Raw genomic sequence first — 16525 nt, forward strand, 5'->3', positions numbered from 1 at the left:
AGACCTCCGTGTGGTGTGTTCCTAGACAGCTCCACCACATCGGAGGTCTTCGCCATGTTCAAGACCTGCCGAGTGTCAACAACGCTCGTGATCAATACAGTCGGGCCGCTTCACGACCCGGTCGGCGGTCAGCGCCCACCCGACGCTCGCGACGACCGGATCGGCGTCCTCCGTCCAGGCGAGGCGCAGCTCCTCCGCGTGCGGGCTCTTCTTCACCACGTAGCCCACGAGCCAGTCGTGCACCTTCGGCGCCCGCGCCCCGCGCAGCATGCGGTCCAGCTCGTCCCTCGTGTACGCCTTCGGCCGGCAGACCAGCAACGCGACGAGCCGTGCGGCGGTGTCGTCGCTCTCCCACAGCTCGACGGCCAGCTCCTGCCGCTTCCCCAGCCGCTTGGCCAGGGCGCGCAGCTTGGTGAGGTTCACCCCGTGGTCGTCCCCGTGCCGCGCGTTGACGGCGCGGGCCTTGGGGTCGTCGAGGGCGGCGAGCTCGGCGAGGACGTCGGCGACGGTTGCTTCGGTCATGAGGCGCGGAAGACCTCCTCGGCGGAGGAGGCTGTCGCGGCGCGCTGAAGCCATGCGTGCAGGAGCTGCGGGTCGGCGCAGGCGGCGATCTTCGCGCGGTCCGCGTCGGTGAGGCCGATGCCACGCACACCGAGAAGCAGCAGGAGACCTTCCGCCCGGCCTTCCGCCCGGCCCTCGTCCCGGATCTCCTCCGACATGGCGGACTTGTAGAAAGAGGTGTCCACGGCCACCAGGTTCCTCCACTGTTGTGCGACCGGACGACTGCCCAGGCCCTGAGCGGTGAGTATGGCACCGACGTCGAGATTGTCGGCATACCCGCAGAACGTGCCCGGGCCCGGGTGCGGAAGTCGCCGTCAGACGGGGTAAAGCGTGTGTCGTTCCGAAACCTGGTCGGGGCCGAGCCCGTCGATGGTCATGTTTCCCGTCCAGAGCTGGTCACGATTGGCGTACGTCGACTCGAACCGAACGCACTTGCCTCCGGGTTCCAATCTCCATCCCCGTTCGTTGAAGTGTGCGATGCGACCGCTTCCGCACACGAACGCCCGAGTGGCTTGAGTCAGCACCCATTGGGCGAGTTCGGTCTCCCCAGCAGTGGGCCGCCCACAGTGGCGGGCCATCTGCCACAGGCGGCCCCACTCGACCCCGGGAGTCAGCGGGCCGACAACGGCGATGTCTCCGAGCCGGCGTTCGTCGTGGTGGTGGGTGGCGTACCCGAAGACCACGCCGAACATGACGTACACGGTCACTCTGCTGCTGCCGGTGAGCGCGCCGCCGGAGGCCATGGGCGGCGCGTCTTCGCTCAGCAACCGTCGCCGTCGCCGCAGCAGGCCGGAGCATTGCATTCCTTCGCGACGCCCCACAGCCGCTCGTCGACGTAGAAGCCGGCTGCCTTGACTCGCTCCACCACGGAGCCGATCAGCGGCCGGGTTCGGACGGTGGCCCCCGGTTCGTGGTCCAGGAAGTAACCGAACTGCTCCTGGCACCAGGCGGCGTAGGCGCGGGTGTGGAGCGCGAAGGAGTGCCAGCCCGGGTCTACGATCCGGGACGGTGACATGTCGAACGCCCGGGTATCACCCATGACCTTGAGGAAGGCGAGGGCCTGGTCCACGACATTTCGTGCCGTGCACATCTCGTGGCCGTACTCCGTGGCGCAGAATTCGGACACCTTCTCGAACAGTTCGGGATCGAGGAGATCCCGTCCGTGTCGCAGGGCGATAGGAGTCTTTACCGTGGTTGCCATGGTGCACCCTTCGTCACTTCGGGTTCGTCGCCTCATCGTGACGGGGTGCGGAGTCGCTTTCTAGGCGGTTTCCTGTTCACGCAAAAGGTCGTCCCGGATGTGTCCGATCAGCGCCCGCATCTCTTCGTCGGAACAGGCGGAGGCGCTGAACCCTTCGAACTTGGACACGTACAGGGCGACGTCCCTCGGATCGGTCACCACCATTTCTGCGTGGACCGTCTCGATGGCGACAGTGCGATCATCCTTGATCGAGAACGAGTGCCCCGGAAAATCACGTTGCGGGGCAGATGGCTCGATGACTCTGATGTCCACGTTGGGCAGCCGGGATGCTGAAATGATCCGGTCAAGCTGCCCGACGAGTACCAGGGGTGGAACGATTCGCCATCGGAGTACCGACTCCGTGATGACGAAACGGAAGGTCTTTCCCTCCGAGTAGAGGACACTTTGCCGCGCCAGCCTCGCGCCGATCGTCCGTTCCAGCTGCGCTTCGCTCAAGCACCGTCGGGCGAAGACCGCCCGCACGTATTCGGGTGTCTGGAGCAGGCCGGGGACGAGGGAGGGCTGGAAGAGGCGCAGCAAGGTGGTCTGTGATTCGAGGGCCTGAACCTGCTGCTGTTTGCGGCTGTAGCCCAGCCGTCGGATGAGCCGCCACGCAGTGGCTTCTGTTGCTGCCTCCCTGGCTGCGGCCATGTACTCGGCCTTCACCTCGTCCGATACGCCTATGGCGGTGAGGATGCAGTCGACATCGGTGACGCTCGGAGCCGTGTTGCCGTTTTCGATCTTCGATAGCTTGGACCTGGACATGGCAGCGCCACGGGCCACTGCTTTGGCTTCGAGTCCGGAGGACGACCGCAGTTCCCGCAGCGCCGGTCCGAGGCTTTGTTTGTTCACTCGCCGTACTTCGCCCACCATTCGGTGAAGGGGACGGCGTGCTCCATCGCCTTGTTCCTGAATGTCAGGTAAGTCGGCAGCTGGTTCTCTCCGAGGAATTCGGAGCCGGTGTATCCGCCGTCCGGCGTGTAGCTCATCCTCCCGACAGCCCGCTCGTCGAACATCCAGAAATCCGGCGCATCTTCGATGGGGTTTCCCTGCGTGGTGGTGTCCAGGATGTAGAACTCCTCGCCGGCGGTCATATTGCGCCGGTATCCCCAGGAAAGTTCGAAACGTAGATAGTCCGTCAACGGGCGAGCGAGGATGTGGACGCGATAGATTCGCTTTCCTGACCGGACCGCGTTTCCGACCGTTGTGATCCAGCCGGAGGTTCTGTAACTCTCCGGCTGCGGCTCTCCGGCGAGAAAAGCTTGGTATGCCTCCGCCCCGCCCGATTTGCTGTAGTCGTCCAAAGTCTCAAGCCGGAACGCTTCTCGTTCGAAGCCTTCGAGCCAGTCTCCGAGGGACTTAGATGAGGTTGTCACGGACGGCCTTTCGGATGAGCTCGATGGGAATTTCCACCAGCGACTCGTGAGCGGGAAGATCCAGTCCGTGGTCGGCTAAACGGCTCCCCTGGACGGCGAGGGTTCCCCGGTCTGTCGCATAGATCGCAGGGCACTCGCCCTCGTCGCACTGGCCAACCAGCCGTGTCAGCTTCACGAAGTCTCCTTATGGACGAGTGCGGTGATCCGATGCTCGCTGTCCCGTTGTCCGGGGGCAAGAGGGTTGAGTTTCCGTTACTGGAAACCGCCGGCCCGGCAGTCGCGGCAGGGCCCCGGGTCCGGGGCGCGGAAGGCTCGGTTGCAGTCGTCGCAGTTCTGGAGGGGGATGACCGTGGGGGGAGCGGCCGGGGCCGGGAGCGGGGGCGGCAGGAGGGCCGTGATCCGGTGGCGGAGGAGGCGCGCCGGGTGGGCGAGGGGCGCCGGGAGGTCCGTGGTGAGGGCCCGGCGGATGGCGTCGGGGTGCGCGTCGCGTTCGAGCCAGGCCGCGACCCCCGGGGCGAGTGCGGTGACGTCCGCCTCGGAGAGCGTCAGCAGGGGCGCGTGGCGGCGGAGATCCGCGAGGAGCAGGGCGGCGGTCTGGTGGAGGGCGGGGGTGCGGGGCTGGGGGAGGGGCTTCAGGACGCGTGCCGCACCGGGCTTCCGCTCGGGGCGCGGTCCCTGAGGCGGGGGTGTCGGGGCGGCGGGGCGCTCGTACGGCGCGGCGGGCGTCGGGTTCGTCTGGTGAGGCGCCGGTGGTGGCGCGATCGTCGCGTACGGCCGGTTGTGCGACTCCGTACGCGTGCGTACGCGGCCGTCCCGGAGGCGTACGCGAATGCGGCGCAGGTAGCCCGCCTCCTCCAGCTCCCGCAGCGCGGCCGCGATCCGCATCTCGCTCTCCGGGAAGCGCGCGGCGAGCACCTTGACGCCGACCTTCGCGCCCTCGGGCAGCGACTGGATGTGGACGGCCAGCCCGATCGCGAGGAGGGAGAGCGTGCCGTGCTGGGCGAGGTGGTTGCCGATGACCGTGAAGCCGGACGTGTGGCGGGAGTTGACGTGGATGACACCGGAGGTCGGTGTGACGTCGTGGGGGGAGCCGGGAGAACCGGGCGGGGCGCACGGGGGCGCGATAGCCTGCTGGGCAGTCATCGGGAAGGGGCCTATCTTCCTCGGTGGTCAGGCCCCGCCCGGGATTCGCTGTCCCGGTCGGGGCCGACTCGTGTCTGGGGTGGTTGCCGCGAGCATATGCCCGACAACCGACCCCAAATCCAGCTCAGTTGGCATTTGTCACCCGCGCGAGTGATTGGCGTTCGGACGGGGTTCGGGTGGGTTGGGTTGGGTTCTTTCCCGAGGTTCTTTCAAAGCATGTGACGTCGTGGCGCACCGCGACGCGGGCCTCCGCGACCTGGCGCACCGCGTCGCGGAAACCCGCGACCCGGTGGACCGCGCCTGCGTACGGTGACTGTCCGGCGCTTGTCCGGCGTTGTCCCGGCTGTCCGGCGTGACGGGTGGGGACGGTCATCGGTTGAGGGACAAAGGCACGCGCGTCGGAAGCGGGGTACGGATGAGCGCCAACAGCGAGACGGACGAGCACGGTTGGGACGTCGATCCCGAGGACGAGTCGGGCGCGGCGGTGGTGGCCGCCGTGGGCCGCCAGCTCAAGGCGTGGCGCGAGGCGGCGGGGATGCGGGCGGCGGAGTTCGGAGTGCTGATCGGGTACGGGGAGGACCTGATCTACAAGGTCGAGGGCGGCAGGCGCATCCCCCGGCCCGAGTACCTGGACAAGTCGGACGACCTCTTGGGTGCGCACGGCAAGATTGCCGTGATGAAGCAGGACTTGGCGGTGGTGCGGTACCCGAAGAAGGTTCGGGATCTGGCGAGTCTGGAAGCGAGGGCGGTCGAGCTCACGGCCTACGTGGCGCACGGTTTGCATGGGCTGTTGCAGACCCCTGGCCATGCGCGGGCGTTGTTCGAGGCTCGGCAGCCGCCGTACTCACAGGACGAGGTGGAGCGGATGGTCGCTGCACGCATGGCCCGGCAGTCGATCTTCGAGCGCTTGCCCGCCCCCTCCCTCAACTTCGTCCAGGAGGAGTCAGCACTCATGCGACCCATCGGAGGCAGAATGGAGTGGCGGCGGCAGCTCGAACGATTGCTGGAGGTCGGAGATATGCGCAATGTGACGCTCCAGGTCATGCCGACGCATCGCGAGGCTCATCCGGGGATGGACGGCGACATCGACCTATTGAAGTTCGCCGACGGCACGGCGATCGGCCGTTCGCACGGGGCGTTCAACGGACGCCGGGTAACCGATGCGAAGCACCTCCGTATCCTCGACCTGCGACATGGCATCATCCGGGCCGAGGCTCTCACTCCTCGGGAGACTCGGGCCCTCATTGAGCGAGTATTGGGAGCGACATGAATCGCGGGACCTCTGCGCAGGGTGACTTCGAGTTGGCCTGGGTCAAGAGCAGTTACAGCAGCAACGGCAACGAGGGTGACTGCATCGAGGTTGCCGCCGCGCCCGCTGTCGTCCTCGTCCGGGACTCCAAGGACATCCACCGCCCCCACCTCGCCCACCCCCCGCGTGCCTGGGCCGCCTTCGTCGCCTACGCGGCCCGGCCCGCGTGACGCACCCCCGCCTGCCCTCGACCGAGGCGACCGTCACAGCCGTACGGGAAGTCGCCCAGGCGTACGACCTGGAGGTGACCGTCACCGACGACATCGGGGCCGACCGGACCTCCCGGCGGGAGTCCGCGGGGGCGTTCACCGTGGCGGACGCGGACGGGTCCCTGCCGCACGAGGCGTTCGTGGAGCTGGGCGGGGTCCCGGCCGTCACCGTGCAGGTTTTCCCGGAGGACGACGCGCGGATCACCGTCGACGGGGTGGTCTTCGAGGACGTCCCCCGGGACTCCGTGCCCGCGTTCCTGCGGTCCGTGTACGGCGGCATGGCGTACGTGAAGGGCCGGCTCTTCCCGCCGGGGCAGTGGCTCGTCGTGCCCCTGCCCGGGGACGAGACGTACAAGGAGCTGGTGCCGCGCGCCCTGCTCAGTCCCTGGCTGTCCCGTAACTTCCGCGGTGGCTGAAGACCCTGGGGGCATAGCGCGCCTGGCCCGGCTCTTCGACGCGCTCGGGGCCGAGGACGCCGAGGGGTGGGCCGAGTCCGAGGCCGAGGAGGGGCTGCCGCAGCTCGCCCGGTTCCGGTTCCTGCGGATGGTGTGGCAGGACATCGACGCCTGGAGCTCCACCGCGTCCGACTGGGTCGCCGCCTACCGCCGGGACGGCGTGGCCGGCGGGGCCGTCGAGCGGGCGGTGCGGCTCGGGCTCACCGCCGACGAGCTGGGCGAGATCGCCCGCGAGGTGGCCAGGGAGACCGCGTTCGCCCTGCTCCAGGGGCTGGACGACCCGACGCGCGGCGACGTGCCGGACGAGGTGGCGGGGCGGTTGCCCGGTTGGGCCCTCGCGGAACTGTCCGCGCGCGACGAACCCACCGGACGCGTCCTCGGCGCCCTGCACGAGGACCTGAACGAGACCGAACCGCAGACCCCGACGAGCCGTACCTGAACGAGACCGAACCGCAGACCCCGACGAGCCGTACCTGAACGAGACCGAACCGCAGAGCCCGACCAGCCGTACCTGAACGAGACCGAACCGCAGACCCCGACGAGCCGTACCTGAACGAGACCGAACCGCACACCCCGACCAGCCGTAGCGGAGGCGACACCGTATGACCGCGTTCGACGTGATGGAGCGGCGGATATGGGGCGGGCGGGCCGATGCCTACGCCCGCACCGCCGCCCGGCTCTGCGTCCACACCGTGCCCGCCCTGCTGGACGCCGCCGGCGTCGTGCCCGGGACCCGCCTGCTCGACGTGGGATGCGGCAGCGGCAACGTGACCGCCGCCGCCCTCGGGCGCGGCGCGGCCGTCCGGGCCGTGGACGCCGAGCCCGGCATGGTCGAGGCGACCCGGCGGGCGGCGCCCGGGGCCGAGGTGCGCTCCGGGACGCTGCCCCAGCTGCCGTACGCCGACGGGGAGTTCGACGCGGTCGTCGCCAACTTCGTGCTCAATCACGTCGGCCGCCCCCTGGAGGCGCTGATGGAGATGCGCCGGGTCACCCGCTCCGGAGGCACCGTCGCCGTCACCGTCTGGCAGTTGCCCGGTGCTCCGGGCCAGGCGCTCGTGGGCCGGGCCGCCCAGGCCGCCGGGCTCGCCCGGCCCGACTGGATGGCCACGGTGGACGAGGAACGCAACTTCGCGCGCACCCCGGGCGGCCTGGCCGCGCTGCTCACCGCGGCCGGACTCGGAGACGTACAGAGCGCCACGCACGCCTGGGACCACCGGGTCGCCCCGGACGACTGGTGGGCGGGCCCCGCGGCCGGAATCGGCGCGGTCGGCGGAATGGTCACGAGCGCCGGCCCGGAGGGCGTGGCGGCGGCGAAGCGCGAGTACGACGCCCTGTGCCCCGAATTCCTCGCGGACGACGGCCTGCTGACCCTGCCGCACGCGGCGGTGCTGGCTCAGGGCAGGGTGTAGAAGGTACCCGGCTGCCAGAGCGGCGGGTCTGCGACGACGCTGTCCAGCCGGGCGCCCGCGAGCAGGCAGTCCAGGGCCCAGCGGTTCGCGGAGTGCGCGATCACGAGCACCTGGCCCCCGTCCCACTCGGCCGCCAGGTCCCGCAGGAACGCGGCCGTCGCCTCGACCACGTCCCGGTAGCTCTGGCCGCCGCCGGGCCACGGGCGGTCGATGTGGCGGGTGCGCAGGGGGTGCAGGACGGCGGTCGGGGCGCCGTTCAGCTCCCCGTAGTCGCATTCCCGCAGCCGCGCGTCCTGTCGGAGGACCGGGGTCTCCGCGCCCGCGAACGCGATGCGGGCCGTCTCCACGGCGCGGGCCAGGTCCGAGGTGTAGACGGCGTCGAGCCCGGTGCCGCGCCGCCGGTCGCCCAGTTCGGCGGCCTGGCGGCGTCCGGTCGGGGAGAGCCGCCCCGGCAGCCATCCCGTGGCGATGCCCGCCTCGTTGTCGGTGGTCGTGGCGTGCGACTCGTACACGATTCGTACAGGCATGGCGGCTCCGCAGCAGGGGAGGAGGCGCGGGGACGCGCCCCCTCAGTTCTCCGTGACCGTGACCTTCTCGTCGTTCTTCAGCTGCTCCACCAGCTGCTTCACCTTCGCCTTGTCCCAGGCCAGGTTGGAGCCCACGTTGCCCGCGATCGGGATGTTCATCGACGTGCCTTCGCCGCCGGTGACGCCCTTCATCGCGAAGAACATCTTGCCGAGCGACCAGAGCGACATGTCCTTGTCCACGATCAGCGTGTCCAGGCCGGCGCCCATCGTCGGGTACAGCTTGAACGGGTTGATGATCGTGGAGAACGTCGCCGTCTGGCTCGCCAGGGCCGCGAGGAACTTCTGCTGGTTCTTCGTGCGGTCCAGGTCCGAGGTGAAGGCGTGGCGGGTGCGGACGAAGGCCAGGGCCTGCTGTCCGTTCAGGGTCTGCTTGCCGGCCGGGAAGTCGGCGCCCGACCACTTGTCCTTGAACGCCTTCGGGATGTCCAGCTCGACCCCGCCGATCGCGTCCACGACCTTGGCGAAGCCGCCGAAGCCGATCTCGACGTAGTGGTCGATGTGCAGGCCGGTGTTGAACTCGACCGTACGGACCAGCAGTTCAGGTCCGTCCGTGGCGTACGCGGCGTTCAGCTTCGTCGTCTTGCCGGTGCCCGGGTACTTCTTGCCGGACTCGGAGCCGACGAACGACGGGATCTCGACGTTCGAGTCACGCGGCAGCGAGACCAGCGTCGGGCCGTTGTCGCCGGTGTGCAGGATCATCATCGAGTCGGTCCGCTTGCCGTCGGCCGAACCCGTGTGGAGCCGCTTCTTGTCCTCGGACGTCATGCCCTCGCGGCTGTCCGAGCCGACGATCAGGTAGTTCGTCCCCTTGCCCGCCTCCGGCCGCTCGATGACCTTCGACAGGTCGACGGCGCGGTTCAGCTTGGAGTCGGCCCAGAAGTACGTGCCCACGGAGACCCCGAGCAGCGCGACCACCAGGACCAGGGCGCCGATCTTGATCCGGCGGCCCCAGTCGGGCGCGGGTCTGGGACGGCCCTGGGCCGGACCCCGGTCACCGCCGCCGGAGCCGGGGCCGTTGCCGCCGCCGTACACCTGGCCCGTGTTGTAACCGCTGTCGTACTGCGGGTAACCGTCGTCGTAGCCCGCCGGCTGCTGCGGGACCGGGCGCTGCCTCGGCGGCGCGGGGCGCTGCTGCGGCGGAGCCGGGCGGCGCTGGACGTGCGGCATCGAGCGGGTGCTCTCGGGCCGCTCGCTCCCGCTGCCCTGCCCGTAGCGGTTGCCGCTGCGGTTGTCGTCGGTCCAGCCCTCGGGCCAATCGTTCATACGGACCAGTGTGCAGGCCGGGGCCGCCCCTCTTACAGGGGGCGAGGAAAATCGCACCAGGGCTGTTGCGAAGCTGATGCATTGCGACGCCGTTCCGGCCCCCGCATAAGGTGGACGGCATGACAGATCAGGCTCCGCGCCCGGAGAGCGACATTCCGGGCAAGCCCACCGCGGCTTCCCGGACCACCCTCAGCCACATCATGACCGGCAGCGACACCAATCTGCTGGGTACGGTGCACGGCGGCGTGATCATGAAGCTGGTCGACGACGCGGCGGGCGCCGTGGCCGGCCGGCACTCCGGCGGGCCCGCCGTCACGGCCTCGATGGACGAGATGGTCTTCCTGGAGCCGGTCCGTGTCGGCGACCTCGTGCACGTACGCGCCCAGGTCAACTGGACCGGCCGCTCCTCCATGGAGGTCGGCGTCCGGGTCATGGCCGAGCGCTGGAACGAGTCGACGCCCGCGACGCAGGTCGGGAGCGCGTACCTGGTGTTCGCCGCGGTCGACGCGGACGGCCGGCCCCGCCCCGTACCGCAGGTGATCCCGGAGACCGAGCGCGACAAGCGGCGCTATCAGGAGGCCCAGATCCGCCGCACGCACCGCCTGGCACGGCGCCGCGCGATCAGGGAGCTCCGCGAGAAGCGGTTGGCCGACGGCATCGAGGACTGAGGGCGCGAGGCCGGCCGATGGGCGCGGGGCCCACCCCCTGAACGGTTCCGTCCTCAAACGCCGGACGGGCTGGGATGGCCGAGCGCCGGACGCGCTGGATCCGCCCGCCTCACGCGCACGCCACCTCGTCCCCCTTCACCGCGCCGAACCTCCCCGGCTCCGGCTCCTCCGCGTGGACCCGTTCGACGGCGTGGTGGTCCGTGCCCGCCGTCACCCGCATCGTCGCCCCCTGCCCCGGCACCGCCCGCAGCTCGGCGCCCGGCAGCGCCGCCGCCAGGGTCTTCGCGGACCGGTCCCAGCGCGGGTCGTACGTGACCAGGGTGCGCTTCAGGTCGTGCCGCGGTGCGGTGAGCGGCGCCCGGGTCGTGTCGAAGCCGGTGGCGTGCAGCGCGGCGTCGACCTCGGAGCCCAGACCGTCCTTCGCGGTGCCGTTGTAGACCTGGACGCGGATCCGGTCCGGCGGGACGTCCACCTTCTTCGCGGGGGCCTTCTCGGCGGGCCGGGCGGTGGTCAGGGGTTTGTCCTCGCGCAGGGCGGTGAACAGCTGCTTCGACTTGACCGGGTCCCACTTCACCGTGGAGCCGATGCCCTTGACCTGGTACGCGACATCACCCATCGGCACCGAGGCGAATTCGGACGAGGCCGCCGAGAACCCCCGCATCGCCTGGCCGATGGACAGCATCTGCTCCGTGTCGAAGCCCCGGTCGGCCCGTACGGACTTCAGCATCGTCGAGGCGACCTCCCGGAACCTCACCGGGTTCAGCAGCACCCCGCTGCTCGTCGCCTGCTTGATCAGCGAGGCCATGAACTTCTGCTGGCGCTGCATCCGGCCCAGGTCGGCGGCCCCGTCGATGTGCCGGGACCGTACGTACTGGAGCGCCTGACCGCCGTCGAGGGTGTGGTGGCCGGGCGCGAGGTCCAGGCCGGTGTAGGAGTCCTTCAGCGGGCGGGTCGTGCAGATCTTCACACCGCCGAGGGTGTCGACCGTGGTCATGAAGCTGGTGAAGTCGACCTCCAGGTAGTGGTCGATCTTGACGCCGGTCATGTGCTCCACGGTGCTGACGGTGAGGCCGGGACCGCCCTCCGCGTACGCCGCGTTCAGCTTCACCGGGTGCGCCGCGTGCTCCTTGCCGGTCGTCCGGTCCCGGTGCGCCGGGATCTCCGCGTAGCTGTCGCGGGGGAGGCTGACGACGCTGGCGCGCTCCTCGTCCGCCGAGAGGTGGACCAGCATGATCGTGTCCGTGCAGTGGCAGGGCTCACCGCCCAGCCGGTACTTCCGCTTCTCGTCCTTGCCGATCTTCTCGCGGCCGTCGGTGCCGACCAGCAGCAGATTCATGCCGCGCCCGCCCGCGGGCCGGTTCTTCATGTCCTTGAACGGGTCGACGCGGTCGATCCCGCTCTCCAGGTTCGTCACGACCGCGTGCCCGATCCCGCCCGCCCCGAGCACCAGGACCGAGAGACCGGTCGCGACCCGCATCCCCCAGTGCGGCCGCTCGTCCTGCTTTCTCGGCCGCCGGCGCCGTGCGGGCGCGGGGCGGGGCGGCCGGACGGGACGGGGTGAGCGGTGCGGCGTGGGCACGGGGAGACACCTCCGCGGTGCGAGGGGGACCGTTCGCACGGTAGGCCCATATGATCCTCATCCCGGGAGGCCACCCGGGGGCGCGCGCCGCTGTCCCCCATTCGCGGTAACGTGGCGGCCGAATACCGCCTGGTGGGGTACGAGCCCCCGGCGCCCCCGAGGACCACCCGAGGACCACATGTCTGCCGCGCAGCCTCCCGCCGTCTCCGTGATCATGCCGGTGCTCAACGAGGAGCGCCATCTCCGTAACTCCGTACGCCACATCCTGGAGCAGGAGTACGCGGGCGAGATGGAGGTCGTGATCGCGCTCGGCCCCTCCACGGACCGTACGGACGAGATCGCGGCCGAGCTGGTCGCGGAGGACCCCCGCGTCCACACCGTGCCGAACCCGACCGGCCGCACCCCCGCCGCCCTCAACGCCGCGATCAAGGCGTCGAGCCACCCGATAGTCGTCCGCGTCGACGGCCACGGCATGCTCTCGCCGAACTACATCGCGACCGCCGTCCGCCTCCTGGAGGAGACGGGCGCGCAGAACGTCGGCGGCATCATGCACGCCGAGGGCGAGAACGCCTGGGAGGACGCCGTCGCGGCGGCCATGACCTCGAAGATCGGCGTCGGCAACGCGGCCTTCCACACCGGCGGCCAGGCAGGCCCCGCCGAGACCGTGTACCTGGGCGTCTTCCGCCGCGAGGCGCTGGAGAAGGCCGACGGGTACAACGTCGAGTTCATCCGCGCCCAGGACTGGGAGCTGAACTTCCGCATCCGCGAGTCCGGCGGCCTGATCTGGTTCTCGCCCGAGCTGCGCGTCCAGTACCGCCCCCGCCCCTCCGTCCGGGCGCTCGCCAAGCAGTACAAGGACTACGGCCGCTGGCGCCACGTCGTCGCCCGCTACCACGCCGGCTCCATCAACCTGCGCTACCTGGCGCCCCCGACCGCCGTCGTCGCCATCGCGGCCGGTCTCGTGGTGGGCGCGGCGGTCACCCCGTGGGCGCTGATCGTTCCCGGCGGGTACGTCGCGGCGATCGTCGCGGGCTCACTCCCGGCCGGCAAGGGCCTGTCGCTGAAGGCCCGCGCGCAGATCCCGGTCGCGCTGGCGACCATGCACATGTCCTGGGGCTACGGCTTCCTGACGAGCCCGCGCTCGCTGGCGAAGAAGGTCATCGCGAGCCGCCGCCCGGCCATCGCCGAGCCGGGCGCGCCGGTCGCCTGAGCCGCGTACGACGAGAGGGGGGGCCCGGCCGGACCGGGCGCCCCCTCTCGCGTACCGCCTGTCAGCTCTTTCCGTCCCACCGGTAGACGGAGTAGATGTCCATGCACTGGCCCTTGTCCGCGGCGTTGATGTCGTCCGCGCCGCCCGGAAGGTCGCCCTCCTCGACCTTCGGGGCCTTGTACGCGGTGCCCTCGCGCCAGTCCGCACCGACGACGACGGTCAGCCCGCCGGCCTGCGGGTCGGCCTTGACCGCGGTCGTCGGTAGGCCCAGCGCCTGGGCGACGGACAGCGCGTCCGACTTGCCCTGGTCCCCGTCCTCCTTGGCGTACCGCACCACCGTGTCCTTGAGCGGCTCGGCGTCCTGCGAGGTCTCGGCCTCGGTGAAGCCCTTGCCGTGCAGCAGGTCGGCGATCTCGGTGGCCCGTCCGTCCTTGGGCGCCTGACCGACGCCCGTGCCGTTCACCACCGAGATGCCGAGGGTCGCCGGAGCGGCCGCCGGGGGCCCGGAGGGGGTCGAGGACGACGAGGGCTTCTTCTTCTCCTTGCCGTTCTTGTCGAACGCGACGTCCTCCCGGAGCAGCCGCCACAGGGCGTCCGCGGACTTCTCGACGGGAACGAGCTTGTTCCGGTCCTGGGACCACTCGGCCGTCGGCATGGTCGCCATGGTGATGCGGTCGATCGGCACGCTCTTGAGCTGCATCGACAGGTCGTAGAGCTTCGGGACCGAACGGATCTCGTCGGAGACCTGGAGGGCCTTGGTGGCCGTCTCCGCGAGATTCATCAGCCGGCCCGCGTCCGACCAGAGGTTCTGCTTCTTCAGCGTGCGCAGCATGGAGTTCATGTACATGTGCTGTGCCTTGGCCCGGTTCTGGTCATTGCCGAAGGCGTGCCGGGTACGCAGCCACTGAAGCGCCTGCTTGCCCTGCACCGTGTTCGTGCCCGCCGGCAGTTTGAGACCGGAGCCGCCGGGGACGGCGCGTGTCGGCTTGTCCCACACACCCGTCTTCACGCACACGTCGACGCCGCCGATCGCGTCCGCCATCGCCACCACGCCCGCGAAGTCGAGCATGATCCAGTGGTCGATGTAGACGCCGGTCAGCTTCTCCCAGGTGGTCAGCGTGCAGCCGGGACCACCGCGCTGGAGGGACTCGTTGATCGGACTGCTGTCCGTCGCGGGGTACTTCTGACCCGTCTCGGAGTCCGTGCACTCGGGGATGTGGAGGATCGTGTCGCGCGGGATGCTGACCAGCGAGGAGTTCTTCCGGTCCGCCGAGATGTGCAGCAGCATCTGGACGTCGGCCCGGGGCTTGTCCCCGACGGTGTCCTTGCTGCCGCCGAGCTTCACGTTCTCCGCGCTGTTCCGGCTGTCCGAGCCGATCAGCAGGATGTTGAGCGGGCTCTGGCCCTCGGCGTTCGGCGCCGCCTTCTTCACACCGCTCTCGCCGCCGCTGCGGGCGCTACTGCGGATGTTGTTGTTGAGGTGCCGGTAGTAGAGGTATCCGGCGGAGGCGGTGCCCAGGAGGAGCACCGCCATGGATATCGCTATCCACTTGAACACACGGCGTTTCCGGGACTTCTTCGCAGCCCGTTTACGTGACTTGCCGCGCCGGTGGCTCGCTCGGCCGCCGCCGGCCTCGCCCGCTCCGGCGTCACCGGGGCGCGACCCGTCCCAGCCGCCGACGCCCTCGCCCCCGCCCTGACGGCGGGAGTGAGTCCGCGACCGCGTCCCCTCCCCCGACGTGCTGCTCCGTCCCACCAGGACCCCCCTGCTGCTCAGACTCGTATGGCGCGGTGACGCGGTGTCACTTGGAGCACCCCGCGGATTCGGCGCTGGACTTCGGAATGTCGATCTTCTTCGGCGCCGTGATCGGCGTACCGGCCGCCTGGAAGTCCTTGCCCAGCGTCAGCACCATCGCCTGGAGCCCCTCGGCGTCGGTGGTGCCCGGCTTCATCGCGGAGCCGGGAAGACCCATCATCTCGGCGAGGGCACGGGCCTGGTCCGCCTGGTTCGGGGCGTACTCCAGCGTCGTCTTGGCGATCTTCGCGGGCGCGTTGGCCTTGTTCGTGGACTTCAGGACGCCCTTGGTGTTCTGCAGCCAGGTGACCGTCTGCTGGGCACCGCCGGGGACCTCGCCGCCGTTGTACACATCGACGCGGACGTCGGCGGGTGCGGCCTTGGTTCCCTTGAGGAGCGCGTCCTGCTTGCTCTTGGCCTTCTTCTTCTGCGCGGCCACCTCGGTGAGCGAGGTGTCGTCGCGCAGCATCGAGAACAGCTGCTCCGCCTGCGTCGGGTGCGGGACGACCGTGACGGGCTTGGGCTCGTCGGGGTTGTCGATCACCGGCATGGTGACGAACGTGATGTTCTTCGTGTCCGTCTTGGTGATCTCCTTGGCGAGCGTGCTGAGCTTCTTCACGTCGCCGATGGCCTTGTCGACCGTCAGGGCCTTGGTCGCCGCGTCCGCCACCTTGAACAGCTTCGTCGGGCTGGTCAGCGTGTCGTCCGACTTGGCCTGCTTGATCATCGAGCCCATGAACTGCTGCTGGCCCTTGATCCGGTCGAGGTCGCTCTCGTTGGAGTAGGCGTGCCGCGTCCGTACGAACGCCAGCGCGTCCTCGCCCTGGACCTTGTTCGGGCCGGCGGGCAGCTTGAGGTGGGACTTCGGGTCGTCGATGGCGTGGTCGAGGCAGATGTTGACGCCGCCGACCGCCGTGGACAGGGTCTTCACCGCGTTGAAGTCGACCATCATGAAGTGGTCGATCTTCACCCCGGTCAGTTCCGTGACCGTCTTCATCGTGCAGCCGGGGTCGCGGCCGGCCTCGCCGAGGCTCCGGTTGAACCGGACGTGCTGGACGCCCGGGATGTTCTTCTTCGAGCGGTCCTCCTGCACGGAGGTGCAGTCCGGGATGTCGGTGATGAGGTCGCGCGGGATGCTCATCGCCGTGGCGTTGGTGCGGTCCTCGGCGACGTGGAACAGGATGTTCGTGTCCGCGTGGCCGACGCTGCCCTTGTCGCCGTAGCCCTCGTTGCCCTTACCGGTGCGCTTGTCCGTACCGATGATCAATATGTTGATGGGGGCGTTGGCGGTGACGACGTCCTTGTTGCCGGCGTCGCCGATGTCCACGGTGTTGATGTTGCCGTTGAGCCGCTGGTACAGCCAGTAGCCGCCGGCCGAGACACCCACGAGCACGAACGCCATCACGCCGCCCGTCCACAGCAGCGCCTTCTTCTTGCGCGACTTGGGGGCCTTGCGCTTACGGCGGCCCGGGCCGGTGTCACCGGGGGCGGGGCGCTGCTGGCCGCGCGTGCCGTTCGCCGACCGCCGCCCGCCCTGGCGCGGCACCTCGGTGGCGCGCCGCGGGGAGTCGCCCGCGGGTGCGCGGCGAGGGGTGCTCGACGGCCCGCGCTGGGCCGGAGGGACCGCGGACCGGGGGGTGTTCCCTCCGGAGTGGTTCAGTCGCAGTTCGTAATCGCCGGTGTCCGGGTTGAGGACCCACTGGTCTGCGGGATCATCCATG

At 69.8% G+C, this 16525-nt stretch carries 19 protein-coding genes and 1 pseudogene; 7 read left to right on the forward strand and 13 right to left on the reverse strand.

The window, feature by feature from the left end; genetic code table 11:
* Positions 1-90 precede the first annotated feature (90 nt).
* The 8 genes and pseudogenes from ACN6LM_RS24775 to ACN6LM_RS24810 all read right to left on the reverse strand — a co-directional run.
* A pseudogene (locus tag ACN6LM_RS24775) lies at positions 91-522 on the reverse strand (DNA alkylation repair protein); the annotation flags it as partial.
* Entirely contained in the window at positions 519-746 is a 228-nt protein-coding gene (locus tag ACN6LM_RS24780; RefSeq protein WP_445067578.1) for a hypothetical protein, read from the reverse strand. The pseudogene ACN6LM_RS24775 and the gene ACN6LM_RS24780, both read right to left, overlap by 4 nt.
* A gap of 129 nt (positions 747-875) precedes the next feature.
* Positions 876-1304 carry a hypothetical protein gene (locus ACN6LM_RS24785; RefSeq protein WP_445067579.1) on the reverse strand — a complete coding sequence of 143 codons (429 nt, stop codon included), beginning with the start codon at positions 1302-1304 and terminating at the stop codon, positions 876-878.
* A gap of 17 nt (positions 1305-1321) precedes the next feature.
* The gene (locus ACN6LM_RS24790; protein WP_445067580.1) at positions 1322-1762 is read right to left on the reverse strand and encodes a hypothetical protein; all 441 of its coding nucleotides are present in this window, start codon (positions 1760-1762) and stop codon (positions 1322-1324) included.
* 60 nt (positions 1763-1822) lie between these two features.
* Positions 1823-2653 (reverse strand): helix-turn-helix domain-containing protein, encoded by an 831-nt coding sequence (locus ACN6LM_RS24795; protein WP_445067617.1) that lies wholly within the window; start codon positions 2651-2653, stop codon positions 1823-1825.
* On the reverse strand, positions 2650-3177 hold the full coding sequence (locus tag ACN6LM_RS24800) for a DUF6879 family protein (protein ID WP_445067581.1): 528 nt from the start codon (positions 3175-3177) through the stop codon (positions 2650-2652). Before ACN6LM_RS24800 ends, ACN6LM_RS24795 begins: the two co-directional genes overlap by 4 nt.
* Positions 3161-3352 (reverse strand): hypothetical protein, encoded by a 192-nt coding sequence (locus tag ACN6LM_RS24805; RefSeq protein ID WP_445067582.1) that lies wholly within the window; start codon positions 3350-3352, stop codon positions 3161-3163. The genes ACN6LM_RS24800 and ACN6LM_RS24805 overlap by 17 nt, the downstream gene beginning before the upstream one ends.
* A gap of 77 nt (positions 3353-3429) precedes the next feature.
* Positions 3430-4320 carry a helix-turn-helix domain-containing protein gene (locus tag ACN6LM_RS24810; RefSeq protein ID WP_445067583.1) on the reverse strand — a complete coding sequence of 297 codons (891 nt, stop codon included), beginning with the start codon at positions 4318-4320 and terminating at the stop codon, positions 3430-3432.
* A gap of 415 nt (positions 4321-4735) precedes the next feature.
* Here ACN6LM_RS24810 and ACN6LM_RS24815 point away from each other — a divergent pair, with 415 nt between their 5' ends.
* From ACN6LM_RS24815 to ACN6LM_RS24835, 5 genes are all read left to right on the forward strand, one after another.
* On the forward strand, positions 4736-5590 hold the full coding sequence (locus ACN6LM_RS24815; RefSeq protein WP_445067584.1) for a helix-turn-helix domain-containing protein: 855 nt from the start codon (positions 4736-4738) through the stop codon (positions 5588-5590).
* The gene (locus tag ACN6LM_RS24820; protein ID WP_445067585.1) at positions 5587-5799 is read left to right on the forward strand and encodes a DUF397 domain-containing protein; all 213 of its coding nucleotides are present in this window, start codon (positions 5587-5589) and stop codon (positions 5797-5799) included. Before ACN6LM_RS24815 ends, ACN6LM_RS24820 begins: the two co-directional genes overlap by 4 nt.
* The gene (locus ACN6LM_RS24825) at positions 5796-6254 is read left to right on the forward strand and encodes a hypothetical protein (protein WP_445067587.1); all 459 of its coding nucleotides are present in this window, start codon (positions 5796-5798) and stop codon (positions 6252-6254) included. The genes ACN6LM_RS24820 and ACN6LM_RS24825 overlap by 4 nt, the downstream gene beginning before the upstream one ends.
* On the forward strand, positions 6247-6732 hold the full coding sequence (locus ACN6LM_RS24830; RefSeq protein WP_445067588.1) for a hypothetical protein: 486 nt from the start codon (positions 6247-6249) through the stop codon (positions 6730-6732). The genes ACN6LM_RS24825 and ACN6LM_RS24830 overlap by 8 nt, the downstream gene beginning before the upstream one ends.
* A gap of 163 nt (positions 6733-6895) precedes the next feature.
* Positions 6896-7702 (forward strand): class I SAM-dependent methyltransferase, encoded by an 807-nt coding sequence (locus ACN6LM_RS24835; RefSeq protein ID WP_445067589.1) that lies wholly within the window; start codon positions 6896-6898, stop codon positions 7700-7702.
* On the opposite strand, the gene ACN6LM_RS24840 is transcribed toward ACN6LM_RS24835, so the two are convergent.
* Both ACN6LM_RS24840 and ACN6LM_RS24845 read right to left on the reverse strand, forming a co-directional pair.
* Positions 7687-8229: a histidine phosphatase family protein gene (locus tag ACN6LM_RS24840; RefSeq protein WP_445067590.1), complete on the reverse strand. Its 543-nt coding sequence runs from the start codon at positions 8227-8229 to the stop codon at positions 7687-7689. The two genes, ACN6LM_RS24835 and ACN6LM_RS24840, sit on opposite strands and share 16 nt — an antisense overlap.
* Positions 8230-8271: 42 nt before the next feature.
* A complete protein-coding gene (locus ACN6LM_RS24845; protein ID WP_445067591.1) occupies positions 8272-9552 on the reverse strand; it encodes an LCP family protein in 1281 nt (426 codons plus the stop codon).
* 119 nt (positions 9553-9671) lie between these two features.
* Here ACN6LM_RS24845 and ACN6LM_RS24850 point away from each other — a divergent pair, with 119 nt between their 5' ends.
* Positions 9672-10220, forward strand: coding sequence for an acyl-CoA thioesterase (locus tag ACN6LM_RS24850; RefSeq protein ID WP_445067592.1), 549 nt, complete (start codon positions 9672-9674; stop codon positions 10218-10220).
* Positions 10221-10329: 109 nt separating this feature from the next.
* On the opposite strand, the gene ACN6LM_RS24855 is transcribed toward ACN6LM_RS24850, so the two are convergent.
* On the reverse strand, positions 10330-11799 hold the full coding sequence (locus tag ACN6LM_RS24855; RefSeq protein ID WP_445067594.1) for an LCP family protein: 1470 nt from the start codon (positions 11797-11799) through the stop codon (positions 10330-10332).
* 178 nt (positions 11800-11977) lie between these two features.
* Between ACN6LM_RS24855 and ACN6LM_RS24860 the strand changes: the two genes are divergently transcribed.
* On the forward strand, positions 11978-13009 hold the full coding sequence (locus ACN6LM_RS24860) for a glycosyltransferase family 2 protein (RefSeq protein WP_403496212.1): 1032 nt from the start codon (positions 11978-11980) through the stop codon (positions 13007-13009).
* 61 nt (positions 13010-13070) lie between these two features.
* Here the strand turns inward: ACN6LM_RS24860 and ACN6LM_RS24865 are convergent, their stop codons facing one another.
* Complete coding sequence (locus ACN6LM_RS24865; protein ID WP_445067595.1) at positions 13071-14543, reverse strand: LCP family protein; 1473 nt, start codon at positions 14541-14543, stop codon at positions 13071-13073.
* A gap of 268 nt (positions 14544-14811) precedes the next feature.
* On the reverse strand, positions 14812-16524 hold the full coding sequence (locus ACN6LM_RS24870; protein WP_445067597.1) for an LCP family glycopolymer transferase: 1713 nt from the start codon (positions 16522-16524) through the stop codon (positions 14812-14814).
* Position 16525: the final 1 nt, after the last annotated feature.

The organism is Streptomyces sp. SAS_281, from assembly GCF_052542855.1.